Below are 16719 nucleotides of genomic sequence, written 5' to 3'. Positions count from 1 at the left end.
GTTTGTCTTCAAACTCCTCCGGCGCGGTCAGACGGAGTATGAGCCGGTAGATCATTGGCGACATGTGGGTTCCTTGAGTTGCGGGCGTGCGCAGGGCTGTGGAGCGGAATCGGTGGATGACGTGTGTGGAGACCGCCGTCTGAGGCCGAAGGCGTACGAAGGTACGTCGAGCGCCGAAAAAAGGCGGTATACGCATACATCATCCACCGATTCCTCAGAGCGTGCAGGAGACGCAGCCTTGCACCTCGGTCCCTTCCAGCGCCTGCTGGCGGATGCGGATGTAGTAGAGGGTCTTGATGCCCTTGCGCCAGGCGTAGATCTGGGCCTTGTTGAGGTCGCGGGTGGTGGCGGTGTCGGGGAAGAACAGCGTGAGCGAGAGTCCCTGGTCCACATGCTGCGTGGCTTCGGCGTAGGTGTCGACGATGGCCTTCCAGCCGATTTCGTAGGCGTCCTTGTAGTATTCGAGGTTCTCGTTGGTCATGTAGGCGGCCGGGTAGTAGACGCGCCCGAGCTTGCCTTCCTTGCGGATCTCGATCTTGGAGGCGATCGGGTGGATCGACGAGGTGGAATGGTTGATGTATGAGATCGAGCCGGTGGGCGGCACGGCCTGCAGGTTCTGGTTGTAGATGCCGTCGCGCAGGATGTCGTCGCGCAGCTCGGCCCAGTCGGCCTCGGTCGGGATCGCGACGCCGAAACGCTCGAACAGGGCGCGCACGAGTTCGGTGCGCGGGGCGAGGGAGCGGCGGCCGTCGGTGTACTTGTCGAAATAATTGCCCTCGCCGGCCGGCTTGGCGTACGCCGAATCGGCGAAACCGCGGAACGCCGTGCCGTGCTCGACGGCCAGCGTGTGCGAGGCGCGGTAGGCGTGGTAGGCGACCGTCATGAAATACATGTCGGTGAAGTCGAGCGCTTCCTCGGAACCATACTGGATGCCCTCGCGGGCGAGGAAACCGTGCAGGTTCATCTGTCCCAGGCCGATCGCGTGCCCTTCATCGTTCGCGCGGCGGATCGAGGGCACCGCGTCGATGCGCGTGTGTTCGGACACCGACGTCAGGGCGCGAATCGCCGTCTCGACGGTGCCGGCCAGGCCCGCGTCCATCGCCTTGGCGATGTTCAGCGAGCCGAGGTTGCAGGACACGTCGCGCCCGACGTGCGAGTAGGTCAGGTCCTCGTTGTAGGAGCTCGCCTCCTGCACCTGCAGGATTTCGGAGCACAGGTTCGACATCGTGATGCGCCCGGCGATCGGGTTCGCGCGGTTCACCGTGTCCTCGAACACGATGTACGGGTAGCCGGATTCGAACTGGATTTCGGCCAGCGTCGTGAAGAACTCGCGCGCGTCGATATAGGTTTTCCTGATGCGGTCGTCGGCCACCATCTCGTCGTAATGCTCGGTGACGGAAATGTCGGCGAACGGCTTGCCGTACACGCGCTCCGCGTCATACGGGCTGAACAGCGCCATCTTGGCCTTCTTCTTGGCCAGCTCGAACGTGACGTCCGGGATTACGACGCCCAACGCCAGTGATTTGATGCGAATCTTCTCGTCGGCGTTCTCGCGCTTCGTGTCGAGGAAGCGCAGGATGTCCGGATGATGCGCATTGAGGTACACCGCGCCGGCGCCCTGCCTCGCGCCAAGCTGGTTCGCGTACGAGAACGAGTCCTCCAGCAGCTTCATGACCGGGATCACGCCGCTCGACTGGTTCTCGATGTGCTTGATCGGGGCGCCGAGCTCGCGAAGATTGCTGAGCAGCAGCGCCACGCCGCCGCCGCGCTTCGACAGCTGCAGGGCCGCGTTGATGCCGCGCGAGATCGACTCCATGCTGTCTTCGATGCGCACGAGGAAGCAGCTGACCGCCTCGCCGCGCTGCGCCTTGCCGAGGTTCAGGAACGTCGGCGTGGCCGGCTGGAACGCGCCGGAGAGCATCTCGTCGAGGTATTCGACGGCCCGCTGCTCGCTGCCGGCCGCCAATTCGAGCGCGACCGCCGCGCAACGCTGCGGGAAGTCCTCCAGATACAGTTTGCCGTCGAACGTCTTCAGCGCGTATGACGTGTAGAACTTGAACGCGCCCAGGAACGTGCCGAACTCGAATCCGGAGGATTCGGCGTGCGCGTAGAAGTCGTCCAGGAACTCGGGGGAGTAGCGTTCGAACACCGCCGGGGCGTAATACTGGTGGTCGATCAGGTAGCGCAGGCGCTCGCCGGTGGATTCGAAGCGCTTCGTGTTCGTGGCCACGTGGCCGGTGACGTATTCGCGTTCGGCGGCCTTGTCCTTACCGAACTGGATGCGCCCATCGGCGTCATACAGGTTCAGCATCGCGTTGAGCGCATGGTAGTCGTGCGCCGGATCGTACTGCTCGACAGTGGTGTCGGTGGTGTTGTCGAGCGGCAGCTCGGTGTCGGTGAAGTCAGTCATGAGTATAGTTTTCCCTTGGAGTAACTGGAATAACGGTGATTGTGGCGCGTTCAGCCGCGGTGGTCCCGGAAGAAGCGCACGAGTCCATCGCGCACCTTGCGCGTGTCTTCGCGCGTGCCCATAAGCTCGAAACGGTAGAGGAACGGCACGCGGCATTTCGCGGCGATGATGTCACCTGCCGCGCAGTATGCGGTGCCGAAATTGGTGTTGCCGGACGCGACCACGCCGCGGATCCACGCGCGGTTCGCGGGATTGTTGAGGAAGCGCTTCACTTGCGGCGGCACGGCCTTTTTCGCGTCGCCGCCGCCGTAGGTCGGCACCATCAGCACGTACGGCTCGCGCACGTTGAGCGGCGCCGAGCCCGGCTTGAGGGGGATGCGGTACACGGCGATGCCGATGCCGCTCAGCTGGCAGGACTCGATGAACCGGGCCGTGTTCTCGGAGGCGGAGGAGAAGTACACGACTGCGCCGATGTGCTCGACCGTGTTGCCGGCCGGCTGCTCGGGGGTGCTGGGCGTGGTGCTGTCGGCGGCGGGGATGGCGTGCGCGGCGGTCAGGTCGATCGGGGTGCTGCGCGGATGAGGCTGGGGCGTGCCGGGGGTGGCGGGGGCGCGGCCGTTCATGCGGCCACCGGCGCGGTCTTCTTGGCCAGTTTCTTGGCCAGCTCGCGAATCAGGTCCGGGCGGTAGCCGGTCCAGGATGCATCGGGGGTGATCACGACGGGAGCCTGCTGGAAGCCGGCCTGCTGCAGCTGTGCCAGGGTCTCCGGATTCTGCTCCAGGTTCACGGTCTCGAAAATCACGCCCTGCTTGGTGAGCTGGCGCTTGGTGGCGTCGCACTGCGGGCAATACGGTTTGGTGAACACGGTGACGGTCATGTTGCTCCCTTGATGCGCTGGGGTGAACGTGTTGACTCGCTCAGACTACAGCGTTGTAATTTGCAGTCAAGAACCCCTACAAGTCGTGTCGCGCGCAGTGTGTGGTCACTATATGTAGTGTTTCGTTGGGATGATGCCGATTTTGGGCGATGGTGGATTTTTGGTGTCGGTGTGAAATGTGGGGATAGTCACATGAGCGGTCTCCGGGCGGATTTGTAGCAGCGAACGGTTCTCAATAAGAAAGGTGCGAGCCTGCTGTCGGCCGAAATGAACATCAAAATCGGCTGAGCCCTGGAATTCCGGGACTTTGCCTATTTGTGCGATTGTGCGAAATTGTGCGGAATCCTCGCACGTTTCTTATTGAGAACCGTTCGCTGCTACCGGGGTCGTATCCGCCGCGGCCTCGGCGTATTGTGGAGGGCGACACTATATGACCATCAAGGAGATGCACATGGTACTGCACCGCAACCTCGGTCCGTTCGGCACCACCGCCATCGGCCTCGGCGAAATGCCGCTGACCATCGAGAACAACCTCGGCCACGATAAGGGCATCGAGACCATCCACGCCGCACTCGACGCCGGCTGCCGTCACCTCGACACGGCTTGGGCCTACTACTGCTCCGGCGGCGAAGAGCAGACCGGCGAAAAGCTGATCCGCGAGGCCATGGCCTCTTGGAACGGCCCGAAGGACGAGGTCACCATCGCCACCAAGGTCGGTCATTTCCGCAACTTCACCGACGGCCGCCCCACCTGGGACGTGGACGGGCGCCCCGAAAACCTGATCAAGCGCGGCAAGGAGAGCGCGCTCGCGCTCGGCGTCGACACGATTGACCTGCTCTACTTCCATCGCCCCGACCCGAAGGTGCCGTACAACGAGTCCGTCGAAGCCATCAAGCAGCTGGTGGACGAGGGCGTGGCGCAGGAGGCCGGCATCTCCAACGCTTCCATCGAGCAGATCGACATCGCGCGCGGCATCCTCGGCGACAAGCTCATCGCCGTGCAGAACCAGTACTCGCCGATCTACCTTGACACCGCCGATACGCTGGAATACACGGCGAAAGTCGGTCTGAACTTCGTGTGCTGGAGCCCGCTGGGCGGCTTCCGCAAGCCCAAGGACGAAACCAAGTTCGACCCGTTCCGCGAGATCGCGGCGGCTCGTGGCGTCTCCTACCAGCAGGTCGTGCTCGCGTGGGAGCTCGCCAAGGGCGACCATGTCTTCGTCATCCCCGGCGCCCACCGCCCCGAGACCATCCTCGACAGCCTGCATGCCGGCGATTTGGAGCTCACCCCCGACGAGCTTGTGAGGCTTTAAGGCGACAGGCTCTCAAAACTCGCAGATACACCGGTGGAATAGCGGTTTTCCTTGTCTATCCGCGAGTTTTGAGAGCCTGCTTTTGTAGTCTCACTGGAGTCTTGCGACTCCAGGGCATGGCCACCCCAGTCATGCGTTGCATGAGGTGGATTCTAGTGGTGGTTGCAGCACCTGAGGTTTGAGCGGCCTTCCATGGCCACGTTGTCGGTTGTTGAGGCTATCACGCGGTGTCGAGGAGTTCGAGGATTTTCTCGCTTGGTTTCATGTAGCCGAGGGTCTTGCGGGCCGGTCGTTGAGTTCCTCGGCGACCGCGTCGAGGTAGTCCTCGGGGTATTTGGATAGGTCGGTGCCCTTGGGGAAGTATTGGCGCAACAGGCCGTTGGTGTTCTCGTTGGTGCCGCGCTGCCACGGGGAGTGCGGGTCGCAGAAGTAGACCCGCATGTCCAGGCTCGCGCCGATCTGCTTGTGCAGGGCGAGTTCCGAACCCTGGTCCCAGGTCGGCGAGTTGCGCAGGAGCCTGGGCAGGTTCCGCATCTTGCGGACGATGGCCTGCTGGACCTGGCCTGCGTCGTGCCCGTCGGGCAGGTGCAGCAGGATCGTGAACCTGGTGGCGCGTTCGACCAGGGTGCCGATGGCGCTCCTGTTCGCCGAACCGGTGATCAGATCACCCTCCCAATGGCCGGGGACGGCCCGGTCCTCGACCTCGGCGGGCCGGTCCGAGATCATGACCATGGGATCCCGGAACCGGGGTCTGCGACCCGCGCCGCCACGGGGTTTGCGTTGGGCGCGGCCCTGGCGCATGGCCCGTTTCAGCTCGGCTTTCAGCTCGCCCTTGCCCTGCAGGTAGATGGCCTGGTAGATCGTCTCGACGCTTGCGTGCATGTCCTCATTATCGGGGAAGTCATGCCTGAGCCGGTTGCCGATCTGCTCGGGACTCCAATGCCGTCCAAGGCCGGCGAGTATCTCCCGCCACAGGCGCGTGCCCGGCCCGGCTTTCCTGGGCCTGGGGCGTTTGAGCCGGTCGGCGCTCGATCGCTGGGCGTGGTACGGCTCGTGGCATCCGGTCAGGGGGTTCGTGTTGCGTCGTATCTCGCGGCTCACGGTGGCCGGGTTCCGGTCAAGGAGGCGGGCGATGGCGCGTATGCCGTCGCCCAGGCGCAGCCGGTCGGCGATCAGGATGCGTTCCTCCTGGCCCAGATAGCGGGCGTGTATCTTCCTGGGCTTGTCCATGGTGGAACGATACCAGTCCACCGATGGTCTCTCGTTCCTGCCGGTGGCCCGGGCGCGTCCGTTCCTCCAGGCCTTGCCGGTGCGTTTCGACACCCCGACCGCATGGGCGGCCTGGGTGAAGTTCACGCCCTCCTCGGCCAGCAGGCGCACGTACTCGGCCCGCCTGGCCTCGCACATCGCCTTCCTCGTCGGATAACCGTGCCCCTGGAACACCCAGCGGCCGGTCCCTGTCCCGTCGTCATGGTGGCTCGCGGTCACCTGATCCTCCCTGCGGTAGGCCAGGTGTTGCAACGATCACTAGAACTCGCCGGGAGCGGATTTTGTTAGGGGGGGGGTACTTGACGCCTGATGTCAGAGGCGCGACATTGGCACCAGATTCCATGCACTACACTGGTGGGGTGCTTGAATCTCAACAACGAATGGCCCGGCGTAAGCCGGAAGTGCTGGCTCCGGCGGGCAACCTGCGCGGGCTGAAGGCTGCGGTCGATTACGGGGCCGACGCCGTATATTGCGGCGGCAAGGCGTTCGGCATGAGAAGTGCTCCGAAGAACCTGAGCCTGGAGGACTTCGAAGAGGGCGCCCGCTACGCCCATGCGCGGGGCGCCCGCGTATATGTGACCTGCAACGTGCTGCCGCGCAACAACGAGGTCAGGGCCATCCAGGAATACATCAGCCAGCTGGCCGGCACCGGTGTGGATGCGCTGATCGTCACCGACATCGGCGTGCTCATGACCGCGCATAGCGTCGCCCCCGAGCTGGAACTGCACGTCTCCACGCAGGCGGGCGTCACGAACTACGGTGCCGCCAACGCGCTGTACGACCTCGGCGCCAGACGCGTCGTGCTCGCCCGCGAGATGGATCTGCAGGCCGTGCGAGACATCCGCGCCAACATTCCCGACGACATGGACGTCGAATGCTTCGTGCACGGGTCGATGTGCATGGCGTTCTCCGGACGCTGCCTGATCTCCAACTATCTGACCGGTCGCGACGGCAACCACGGCGAATGCGCGCAGCCGTGCCGCTGGAAGTACTCGCTGGTCGAGGAGAAGCGTCCCGGCCAGTACTTCCCGGTCGAGGCGACCAAAGAGGGCACGTACCTGTTCAACTCGCAGGACATGTGCATGATGGAGCACCTGGATGACCTGATCGACTCCGGCGCCACCAGCCTCAAGATCGAGGGGCGGGCCAAAAGCGCGTACTACATCGCCGCGATGACCAACGCCTACAAGACCGCCGTCAACGAATACATGGTGCAGCGCGGTTTCGAGGCCGCGGACGGCAACACGCTGCGCCCGTTCCACGACCGCGTGATTCGCACCGACGCGCCCGCCCCCGTTTGGCTGAACGATGACCCGTACGCGGCGGAACTGTCCGGTGCCGATCTCACGGACCACATCATGGAACAGGCTGACGTCGCCTTCGCCGGCGTCCCCGGCGACGACGGCGTCCTGGAAGTCGGCCAGAGCCCCACCGCCCCAGACCGTATCTCCGATCTTGAACAACAGGCCCGCAGCACGCGCCGCAAATCGAACACGCGCGACGAGTCCCCGATCGACACGAACGGCTGGCAGCATGCGGCCGTCGCGCCCGCGCCGCCCGTCACACTGCCCGAATGGTTGAAAGAGGAACCCTACAAGGTCGCTCACCGCGAATACTCCACCGGCTTCTATTACCCGGACCGCAAGGTCACCGAGAACACCAACCGCAGCGGCTACTTCCGCTCATGGCTGGTCGTCGGCGAAGTGCTGTCGTGGAGCCCGGACGAAGGCGGTCGCGTCACGCTGATGAGCCGCAACAAGATCGAACCCGGCCAGGAGATCGAATTCCTGCTGCCGGGCGATGCACCGCTCATCTACACCGTGCCCGAAAACGGCCTTCGCGACGCCGACGGCAACTGGGTGCAAGCCATCAACAATCCAGCGCACGTGTTCTCCATGCCGTGCCCGCATGAGGTGCCGGTCAACGCCGCGATCCGCTCCCGCACCAAGCACCCCACCCTCAAAGCCGCCTGACGCCAATCGCCGAGCCGAAGAGCACGCAATCACATAGGATAAGGAATCATGAGCGATACGCAGTTTGATGATGAGATTCTGGACAGCAACGCCATCAGCCCCACCGACGAGGAGGGCAACCCGGTTCCAGTGACGATCCCGATCGCGCTGGCGCCTGGTGTCACTGTCGTCTACACCACGCGCCTGGGCGGGGTGAGCCACGGCGATTTCGGCGATTGCAATCTCGGCGGCAAGGGCGGCGACGACCCGCAGGCGATTCTCGCCAATCGCGTGTCGCTCGTGAAATCCGTCGGCTGCGGGCTCTCGCTGGTCAGTCAGGTGCATTCCGGGCGTGCGGTGGACGTGGATGCATCGTGGCATCTGAACACCCCGTTCGGCTTCGATGTGTCCGGCACGCCCGGTGAGGTGACCGCCGACGGCGAGGCGCAGGCCGCGACCGTCGTGGAGGCGGACGGGCAAGTCACGTCTCGCGCGGGTGTGGCTCTGGGCATGTTCGCTGCGGATTGCCTGCCGGTGCTGATGGCCGACGCCCAGGCCGGCGTGATCGGCGCCGCTCACTGCGGGCGCAAGGGCCTGCAGCGCGGCATCATCAGTGCCACGATTGATGCGATGGTGGCCAAGGGCGCTGCGCCGGAGCGCATCGCGGCCACGCTCGGACCGTGCATCTGCGGCGACTGCTACGAGGTCGGCGACGCCATCGCCGACGGGTTCGACGCGCAATTCCCCGGTACGTTCACCCTGACGCGATTCGGAGGCCCCGGCATCGACATCGCCAAGGCCGCCCGCATGGAGCTCGCCAAGGCGGGTGTTCCCGCCGACAGCATCGTCGACTCGCGCCCGCGCGTCAACGCCGCCTCCCAATACCTGTATGAAGACGAGGAGCTTGCCTCGCTGTGCGCCGCCGACGGCGAAGGCGAGCCTGCGCTCGCCGACCGCTGGAGCACCGTGCGCCACAGCATGTGCACGCTGGAGAACCCGCTGTGGTACTCCCACCGCCGCGCCTCGCTCGCCGGCAAGACGCACGAGGGACGCCTGCTCGCCCTGATCATGCGCGGCTGACCCCGATTTGCCTCGGTTGTGACGAATCGGGCCGCTATCTTCGTTTCGTGAGGTTGATTCCACCGGTCGGGAACATCTATCTTCGTTTCGTGAGGTTGATGGCCAAGTAGCCCAAGGCCCTAAACCGCATGATTCCAATGGCGTTTGGCGCTTAATACTCGCGGTATCGTGTTTGGGCAACCCCTTGAAACGCAGATAGATGTTCGGCGGAGCCGAAATCAACCCCTCGAAAGCGAGATAGCCCGTTGCGGCGGGGCCGACACCGGTGTTGGCGGCCTGTTCGTCGTCGAATCAGAAAAAATTCCGTGCAGAAGAGTGTGGCTTCCGTCACACCCGGGCAGGGCGGGGCATACGGTGGGCGGTATGACTCAGAGAGATGACAGAGAACCCGAAGCACCGGTCGTCGCCGTGGTATTGGCCGCCGGCTTCGGCACGCGCTTCGATCCGGACAACCCCAAGCAGCTGGTGAGCGTCGACGACAAGCCGATCGTCTGCTGGTCCATCGAGGCGTTCGAGCAGAACCCGCATGTCACCGACACCATCGTCGTCGTCAACCCGCAGGTGCGCGATGAAGTGGAACGCCTGGTCGATGAGGCCGGCTACCCGAAGGTGCGCATGATCATCGACGGCGGCGCCGAACGCGCCGACAGCACTGCGGCGGCTCTGCAGGCGCTGGGGGCAGCTGGCATCCCGCCCCGCGCGAAACTGCTGATCCACGACGCGGTGCGTCCGTTCGTCGAGCAGTCCTCGATCGACGGCTGCATCACCGCGCTGGACGAGTTCGAGGCAGCCACGGTCGCATTCGCCTCCACCGACACGATGCTGCTCACCGAGGATCTGGGCGACCGCAAGGTCGTGCGCTCCGTCCCGGACCGCGCGAACATGTTCCGGGCGCAGACTCCGCAGGCATTCCGGTTCGAGACCATCCGCCGCGCATACGAGCTAGCCTCGCGCGACCCCGATTTCCACCCGACCGATGATACGCGCGTGGTCGTCGACTACCTGCCCGACGTCCCGGTCGCCATCGTGGCCGGCTCCCGGACCAACATGAAGATCACCACGCGCGACGACCTGCCCCAGGCCGAGCAGATCTCGCTGGAGATCCGCAAGCGTCTCGCACGCGAACGGATGCATCAGGTGTTCGCCCAGGTCCGCGAGCAATAGCAGCGGCAGGCGTTCGCGGGGTACACTGGCATCATGCAGCAGCTCAATGTCGTGATTTGTGGGTTCGACCACTACGAGAACATCGACGTCAACCCGTCGTACGAAGTGCCCGAGGCGCTCGTCCGCGACGGCATCGGGGAGCCGTCCGACGTGGACGATCCGCTGCATGACGCCAACGTGTCCATCAACACCGTGGCGCTCCCGGTCAGCTTCGCCAACGCTTGGCCCACGTTGCTGGAGACCTTGGATGCGACCCGGCCGGACATCGTGATCGCGACCGGTCTCAAGCATGCGGCGCACAGCGTGGCGATGGAACGCTGCGCCACGAACCTGATGAACGCTGCCCGCCCCGACGCCGACAACGCGCTGCCGCGGTTCGAGCCGATCATCAAGGACGGCCCGGCCGCATATTGGACCCGTTTGCCATTGCGGGCCATCATCAACGATTTCGCGCGCGACGGCATACCCGCCACGCTCAGTTCCGACGCGGGCACGTTCGTATGCAATTCGCTGTTCTACCAGCTGCTGCACTGGACGGCGACACAGGATCGTGTGCTGGCCGGCTTCGTCAGCTTCCCTCCGATCAATGGCGGCAGCAGGCTGCAGAACGGTCTGGATCTGCGCCAGCAGGTGCGTGCTGGGCGCGATGTGGTGCGCGAGACGGTCCGTTATTATCTGCAGCCGTCGTCCGGGGATATTCTCATCGCCTGACGTTTTGCTGGGATGCAGCTGGTTTCTTGCTGGCATGTGTGTACGTTCGCGTATGGTTCGTCGCGTTTCTGGCGTGGGCTTGACGCCATGCGGTACAGTCGTGTGTGGTTGTGCTAACGAGCAGGTGTAATGGCGAAAGGAACCGAACATGGCGGACCAGTTCCCGATTGTGATACGTGGATACGATAAGGAGCAGGTGGACCGGGCGTTTGCCAGCGCGCAGCAGACGCTGGCCGCGTTGCGTGCGCAGATCAAGCAGGATGGGGATCGTCTGCTGCAGTTGCAGGCGAAGCTGCAGGAGGAGCGCAACCGTCAGTCGTCCAAGAACCACACGTTCGCCTCGCTGGGCGCCAACGCCCAGCAGATGCTTGCCTCCGCGGAGCAGACCAGCACCGAGCTGCTGGAGCGTGCCAAGCAGGATGCCGCCTCGACTCGCGCGTCCGCCAAGGCTCAGGCGGAGACGCTGATCAACAACGCGAAGCTGGATGCGCAGCATCTTCTCGATGACGCTCAGGCCAAGGCCGATACGATTACCGGCAACGCCACCAATCAGGCGCAGACCATTACGACCAGCGCGCAGCAGGACGCCGCCCAGCTGCGCGCCGAAACGGCGAAGATCGTGACCGAGCAGCGTCAGTCCGTTGATCTCGAACTCACCAATTCGCGCGAGGAGCATGAAAAGCGCATGGCGTCGGAGCGCGCCAAGCAGGAGCGTGAGATCGCCGAGATGCAGGCGAAGGCGACCCAGCAGATCGCCTCGCAGCGCAGGAGCGCGAACGAGGAGATTGCCAAGCTCAAGTCCGAGTCCAACGACCAGATTCAGGCGGCGCTCGCGGAGGCGAACAAGAAACTGTCCGACGTGCGCGAGCAGGTGTCCAAGATGATGGCCGACGCGCAGCGCAGGGCGGGCGAGATTATCGATGCGGCCAAGGCGAAGGCGCAGGAGATTCGCGACGACGCCGAGGTCCGCCACACGCAGACGATGAGCCAGGTCAACGCCGAGGTCGAGCAGATTCGCACTGACATCGCCGCCCAGCAGGACGAAGCGACCAAGAAGGTGAGCGAGCTGCTCGAAAACCTCGAAGAGCGTCGCGTGGCCGCCAAGAAGGAATCCGACGAGCTGATCGGCCAGGCGAAGACCGTGCGCGAGGATGCCGACACGTATGCGGCGAGCAAGCGCAAGGAGGCCGACGATCAGGCCGCGCAGATCCTGGAAAAGGCCGGCGAGGATGCGGCGTCGCAGATCGAGGATCGCCGCAAGGCCGCGCAGGTCGAGCTGGAGGATCTTCAGGGGCGCATCGCCGAGCTGCAATCGCGTGAGGCGGCCATCACGCAGCGCGTGTCCGAGCTGCGTTCGATGTTTACCAAGGCGTTCAGCGGATTCGGGTTCATGAACGAGCAGGGGGTGGAGCAGCCTGGCGCCGCGTCGCATCAGGGAGCGCCCGATGTGCCGCTGTACAATGCCGCCGCGCAGGATGAGCCGGCACCGGCGTATGAGTCGCATGCCGTCGCGGAGCATGCCGACAATCAGGATGCGGAAGCGGTCGCCGCCGAGCCGGTCGCCGAGCATGTGGCCGAGCGCTCGGCCGAGCACACCGAGGCCGGCGAGGCCGAAACCGCCGAATAGCAGTCGGCCGGGATCCCGAAGCGTCGGATGCCGGGCTTCGCCGTCCGGCCCGCAGGCGGCTGCAGAAGTCGCCGGACTCCTGCCGAATCAAGGTATTGAACCGGTTCGATGGCGGGAATCCGCTGTCGCCGCTACACTCATTAGAGACCCGTCGTGGCATCCGGTCAAACGCTGGATGCCACGTTTCATTGCGGCCACAAAACCGGCCGCGCACGTCCCAAGTCAAAGGAGCAGCATGACCGAGAACACGTCATCGTCTGAAATCACACCGCTGTCCGGCGAGCAGCTGAATGATCTGGTCGCATCATTCGATACCAGCCAGTCCAACCGTCTGGCCATGAACGCCGTCACCGCCGCCGGTATCGACAAGGTCGCGCTGAACTATGACCGTTCCCGTCTGCTGCAGCGCCGCTTCTCCGTCACCGTCGACAACGGCGAGGTCACCCATCAGGACCGTTCCGGTCGCTGCTGGCTGTTCAGCTCGCTGAATGTGGCCCGTTTCGTCGCCAAGAAGAACCTCGGCGTCAAGGAGTTCGAGTTCTCCCAGAACTACGCGATGTACTTCGACAAGCTGGAGCGCGTCAACTACTTCCTGCAGGACGTCGCCGCGCTGGTTCGTGCCGGAGAGCCGTCCGACTCGCGCCTGATCCAGCACCTGCTCGCCGACGTGATGGGTGACGGAGGTCAGTGGACGATGGCGCTGAACGTGTACAAGAAGTACGGTGCCGTGCCGAAGGACCTGTTCCCGGAGACCGAATCCTCGAAGAACACGGGCGCTATGAACACGCAGCTGCGCCACCTGCTGCACACTGCCGTGGCGCACATGTACGCCGACCCCGCGTCGATCGACGACGAGGTCGCCAAGACCGTCGCCGCCGGCCACCGCATCCTGACGATTCACCTGGGCGAGCCGCCGAAGAGCTTCGACTGGGAGTGGACCGACTCCGAGGGCATGTTCCACCGCGACGGCGAAATCACGCCCGTCGAGTTCTGGAAGAAGTACGTGGGCACCGCCGACCTTGAGGATTACGTGTGCCTCGTGGACGATCCGCGCCGCGAGCACGCCAAGGGCAAGAAGATCGGCATCGAGCACCTGGGCAACGTGGCCGGCGGCAACCCGACCGAGTACCTGAACGTGCCGAACCAGTTCATGAAGGATTGCGTGCGCGCGATCCTGACCGAAAAGGGCATCCCGGTGTGGTTCGGCGCGGACTGCGGTCCGTTCATGGATCGCGAGCGCGGCGCGTGGGCGACTGACCTGTTCGAGTACGGCAGCGTCTACGATGTGGACTTCGACATGGACAAGGAGTCGCGCGTACGCTTCGGCGACTCCGCGATGAACCATGCGATGGCGTTCGTCGGCGTGGACGTGGCCGATGACGGCACCACGACCCGTCGCTGGCGCGTGGAGAACTCCTGGGGCGACAAGATTGCCGACAAGGGCTACTTCACGATGAGCGACGACTGGTTCACCGAGTACGTGTACGAGGTGGCCGTGCCCAAGGCGATGCTCCCGGCCGAGTATCAGGCCGCGCTCGCCGAGCCCGCCACCATGCTCCCCGCATGGGATCCGATGGGTGCGCTGGCCTGAGCGAGGTATCGGCCCGTGCGTCGAGCACGAGACTGAATGACCGATTTCGTCGATTCCCCGTGTCGGATGGACATTTTACGAAAGGAATGTGCCGTTCGATGTGGGGAATCGTCATTGACGGCGGTCTTCCGCTATTGTTGGATGACAATGATGTTTCTAGCCAGAGGACCGCGCATCGGTTGCGGCATAGCGGAATAAGCCCAGAGAAAGCTGCATGATGAAGAAAGCGTCGGCCGGAAGCCGCACATCATTCAATACATTCAATCGAATACTGACGTGTCTTATCCCGATCGCGTTCGTGTTGACCGTCGGCGCATGCGGAACTCCCGGCTCCGATGCGGGGTCGGCTGAGCGTCAGTCGTCCGGACAATCCGAATCGGCTGAGTCGTCCGAACCGTCAAGCTCGGCTTCCACGTCCGGCGGACAGCTCGCCACGAGCGTGCTGGAGACGTTGCCGGTCAAGGGACGTGCACCGAAAACCGGTTATTCGCGCGACCAGTTCGGCGCGGCATGGGCCGACGTCGACCACAACGGGTGCGACACGCGCAACGACATCCTCAACCGTGACCTCACCAACAAGACTTACAAGGCCGGTACGCACAATTGCGTGGTGACCAGCGGTCGGCTCGTCGACCCGTACACCGCCGCGGTGATTGATTTCGTGCGCGGGCAAAGCACCTCGGCGGCCGTGCAGATCGATCATGTGGTGGCGCTGTCGGACGCATGGCAGAAGGGCGCGCAGCAGCTGATCGCCGACCGGCGCAAGCAGCTGGCGAATGACCCGTACAACCTACTCGCGGTGGACGGCCCGTCGAACCAGCGCAAGTCCGACGGCGACGCGGCGACCTGGCTGCCCGCCAACAAATCGTTCCGCTGCTCATACGTGGCTCGGCAGATCGGCGTGAAGGCGAAGTACTCGCTGTGGGTGACGCAGGCCGAGCATGATGCGATGTCGCGCGTGCTGTCGTCCTGCCCGGCCCAGACCGTTCCGACCGGCGACGGCGCGGAATCAGTGGCGCCGCAGGAGGACGTGTCGCAAGGCAGCTCATCGCAGGACGGTTCATCGGGCGAACAGTCCGAGTCGAGCACGGTGGTGGAGCCGGCCGCTCCGCCTGACGGCGACAGTTCCGATGTCTACTACAAGAACTGCGCCGCGGTGCGTGCAGCCGGCAAAGCTCCGCTATACAAAGGGCAGCCCGGCTACTCGGCCAAACTCGATCGCGACGGCGACGGCGTCGCCTGCGAATAGCGCCCCATCTCCATCCCGCGAAAGTCCCATCCGCAGCCGCCGGAATGGGACTTTCGCCGGGTGACGGCTTCGCAGCTCCGCCGTGCCCGCATTGCAGCCGTTGTTTTCCGTATTCCGACGGCATCTACTATTGTGTGTTCGGTATTGGTATGCGACGTGAGGGCGCGGGTCGAAAGACGCCGGCCTGCGGTGCGGAAGGAGAGCAGAGCGATGGCAGGGCTTCGTGGTCCGGACAGTTCCGAGGACGAGCGGCATTTGGGCGGGAATGCCGTGTTCCCTGAAACGGTGGACGTGAACATTCGCCAGCTCGACCCGATTCCGGCACCGCGGTATTTTCTCAGGGAACTGCCGCTCACCGATGATATGAGCGACCTGGTGCTGCAATCACGTCAGGAGATCCGCGACATCCTGCACGGTCGCGATGATCGTCTGCTGGTCATCGTCGGCCCGTGCTCGATTCACGATCCGAAAGCGGCGCACGAGTACGCGCAGCGTCTTGCGGCGCTCAAGGGCGAGCTTGAGGACCGACTGATGATCGTGATGCGCGTGTATTTCGAGAAGCCGCGCACGACGATCGGCTGGAAGGGTCTGATCAACGATCCGGATCTGGATGGCCGCTTCGATATCCGCAAGGGCATGTGGCTGGCGCGCAAGGTGCTGACCGACGTGCTTGGCCTGGGGCTGCCGACGGCGACCGAATGGCTGGATCCGATTACACCGCAGTACATCTGCGATCTGATCAGCTGGGGGGCGATCGGCGCGCGCAACACGGAGTCGCAGGTGCATCGTGAGTTGGCGAGCGGCATGTCGATGCCGATCGGCTTCAAGAACGCGACCGACGGTTCGATCAAGCCGGCCGCCGACTCGTGTTTCGCGGCCGGGTTCGAGCACCATTTCCTGTCGATCAACCTGGATGGCCGCGTGATCTCCGCCGAGACGAAGGGCAACCCGGACTGCCATCTGATCCTGCGCGGGTCGAACACCGGCCCGAACTACGATGCGGCTTCCGTGGCGGCCGCGCTTGAGGCGCTGCGCGCGTCGAAGGCGAGCGGTCCGAGCGAACGCGGTCTGGTCATCGATGCGGCGCACGGCAATTGCGGCAAGGACGAGAACGTCGAGGCCGAGGTCATTGAGAACATCGCCTCGCGTATCGCCGATGGAGAGCCGGGCATCCTCGGCGTCATGATGGAGAGCTTCCTCAAGGGCGGGCATCAGAAACCGGCACCGCTCGACCAGCTGGTGTATGGCCAGTCGGTCACCGACTCCTGCGTGCCGTGGGAGCGCACCGAGGAGCTGCTGCACACGCTCGCCGACGCCATCGACGCGCGTCGCGCGCTCTGATCCGGTGCCCGGCCTAGGCCGCTAGGTGGGGCATGCCACAATACATGGCTGCTAGCATATACGTAGGTTCGGCGTGGCCTTGTCTGTTCGAGAGGCCGCGCCGAACCGTTTTTTGCATTGGCGCTGCTTCAGTGAT

12 protein-coding genes and 1 pseudogene are annotated in these 16719 nt (G+C 64.2%); 9 read left to right on the top strand and 4 right to left on the bottom strand.

Annotation, left to right across the window (positions count from 1 at the left end; genetic code table 11):
• Positions 1-214 precede the first annotated feature (214 nt).
• The 3 genes from nrdE to MMB49_RS08315 all read right to left on the bottom strand — a co-directional run bounded on the left by nrdE (position 215) and on the right by MMB49_RS08315 (position 3287).
• Complete coding sequence (nrdE, locus tag MMB49_RS08325; protein WP_047270960.1) at positions 215-2410, bottom strand: class 1b ribonucleoside-diphosphate reductase subunit alpha; 2196 nt, start codon at positions 2408-2410, stop codon at positions 215-217.
• A gap of 50 nt (positions 2411-2460) precedes the next feature.
• Positions 2461-2883, bottom strand: a complete 423-nt coding sequence (gene nrdI / locus MMB49_RS08320; RefSeq protein WP_100219089.1) for a class Ib ribonucleoside-diphosphate reductase assembly flavoprotein NrdI — start codon at positions 2881-2883, stop codon at positions 2461-2463.
• A 146-nt stretch (positions 2884-3029) separates the two neighbouring features.
• Positions 3030-3287, bottom strand: a complete 258-nt coding sequence (locus MMB49_RS08315) for a glutaredoxin family protein (protein WP_003816589.1) — start codon at positions 3285-3287, stop codon at positions 3030-3032.
• 451 nt (positions 3288-3738) lie between these two features.
• On the opposite strand from MMB49_RS08315, the gene MMB49_RS08310 reads away from it, so the two are divergent.
• Positions 3739-4599, top strand: a complete 861-nt coding sequence (locus MMB49_RS08310) for an aldo/keto reductase (RefSeq protein ID WP_003814383.1) — start codon at positions 3739-3741, stop codon at positions 4597-4599.
• 220 nt (positions 4600-4819) lie between these two features.
• Here the strand turns inward: MMB49_RS08310 and MMB49_RS08305 are convergent.
• Positions 4820-6087: pseudogene (locus tag MMB49_RS08305) on the bottom strand (IS30 family transposase).
• Positions 6088-6248: 161 nt separating this feature from the next.
• On the opposite strand from MMB49_RS08305, the gene MMB49_RS08300 reads away from it, so the two are divergent.
• From MMB49_RS08300 to MMB49_RS08265, 8 genes are all read left to right on the top strand, one after another.
• Positions 6249-7841, top strand: coding sequence for a peptidase U32 family protein (locus MMB49_RS08300; protein ID WP_047270908.1), 1593 nt, complete (start codon positions 6249-6251; stop codon positions 7839-7841).
• Between the two features lie 48 nt (positions 7842-7889).
• A complete protein-coding gene (locus MMB49_RS08295) occupies positions 7890-8900 on the top strand; it encodes a polyphenol oxidase family protein (RefSeq protein WP_047270906.1) in 1011 nt (336 codons plus the stop codon).
• A gap of 363 nt (positions 8901-9263) precedes the next feature.
• Positions 9264-10064: an IspD/TarI family cytidylyltransferase gene (locus MMB49_RS08290; protein WP_003821673.1), complete on the top strand. Its 801-nt coding sequence runs from the start codon at positions 9264-9266 to the stop codon at positions 10062-10064.
• 33 nt (positions 10065-10097) lie between these two features.
• The gene (locus tag MMB49_RS08285) at positions 10098-10775 is read left to right on the top strand and encodes a pyroglutamyl-peptidase I (RefSeq protein WP_003814393.1); all 678 of its coding nucleotides are present in this window, start codon (positions 10098-10100) and stop codon (positions 10773-10775) included.
• A gap of 148 nt (positions 10776-10923) precedes the next feature.
• The gene (locus MMB49_RS08280; RefSeq protein WP_047270905.1) at positions 10924-12402 is read left to right on the top strand and encodes a cell division protein; all 1479 of its coding nucleotides are present in this window, start codon (positions 10924-10926) and stop codon (positions 12400-12402) included.
• 235 nt (positions 12403-12637) lie between these two features.
• A complete protein-coding gene (locus tag MMB49_RS08275) occupies positions 12638-13993 on the top strand; it encodes a C1 family peptidase (protein WP_047270903.1) in 1356 nt (451 codons plus the stop codon).
• Between the two features lie 214 nt (positions 13994-14207).
• Positions 14208-15242, top strand: coding sequence for a DUF1524 domain-containing protein (locus MMB49_RS08270; protein WP_047270902.1), 1035 nt, complete (start codon positions 14208-14210; stop codon positions 15240-15242).
• A gap of 210 nt (positions 15243-15452) precedes the next feature.
• A complete protein-coding gene (locus MMB49_RS08265) occupies positions 15453-16583 on the top strand; it encodes a 3-deoxy-7-phosphoheptulonate synthase (protein ID WP_047270900.1) in 1131 nt (376 codons plus the stop codon).
• The last annotated feature ends 136 nt before the right edge of the window (positions 16584-16719 follow it).

Source organism: Bifidobacterium sp. SKU (assembly GCF_026016405.1).
In the GTDB taxonomy this organism is placed as follows: domain Bacteria; phylum Actinomycetota; class Actinomycetes; order Actinomycetales; family Bifidobacteriaceae; genus Bifidobacterium; species Bifidobacterium bifidum.
This window is presented reverse-complemented; position numbering and strand designations above follow the sequence as displayed.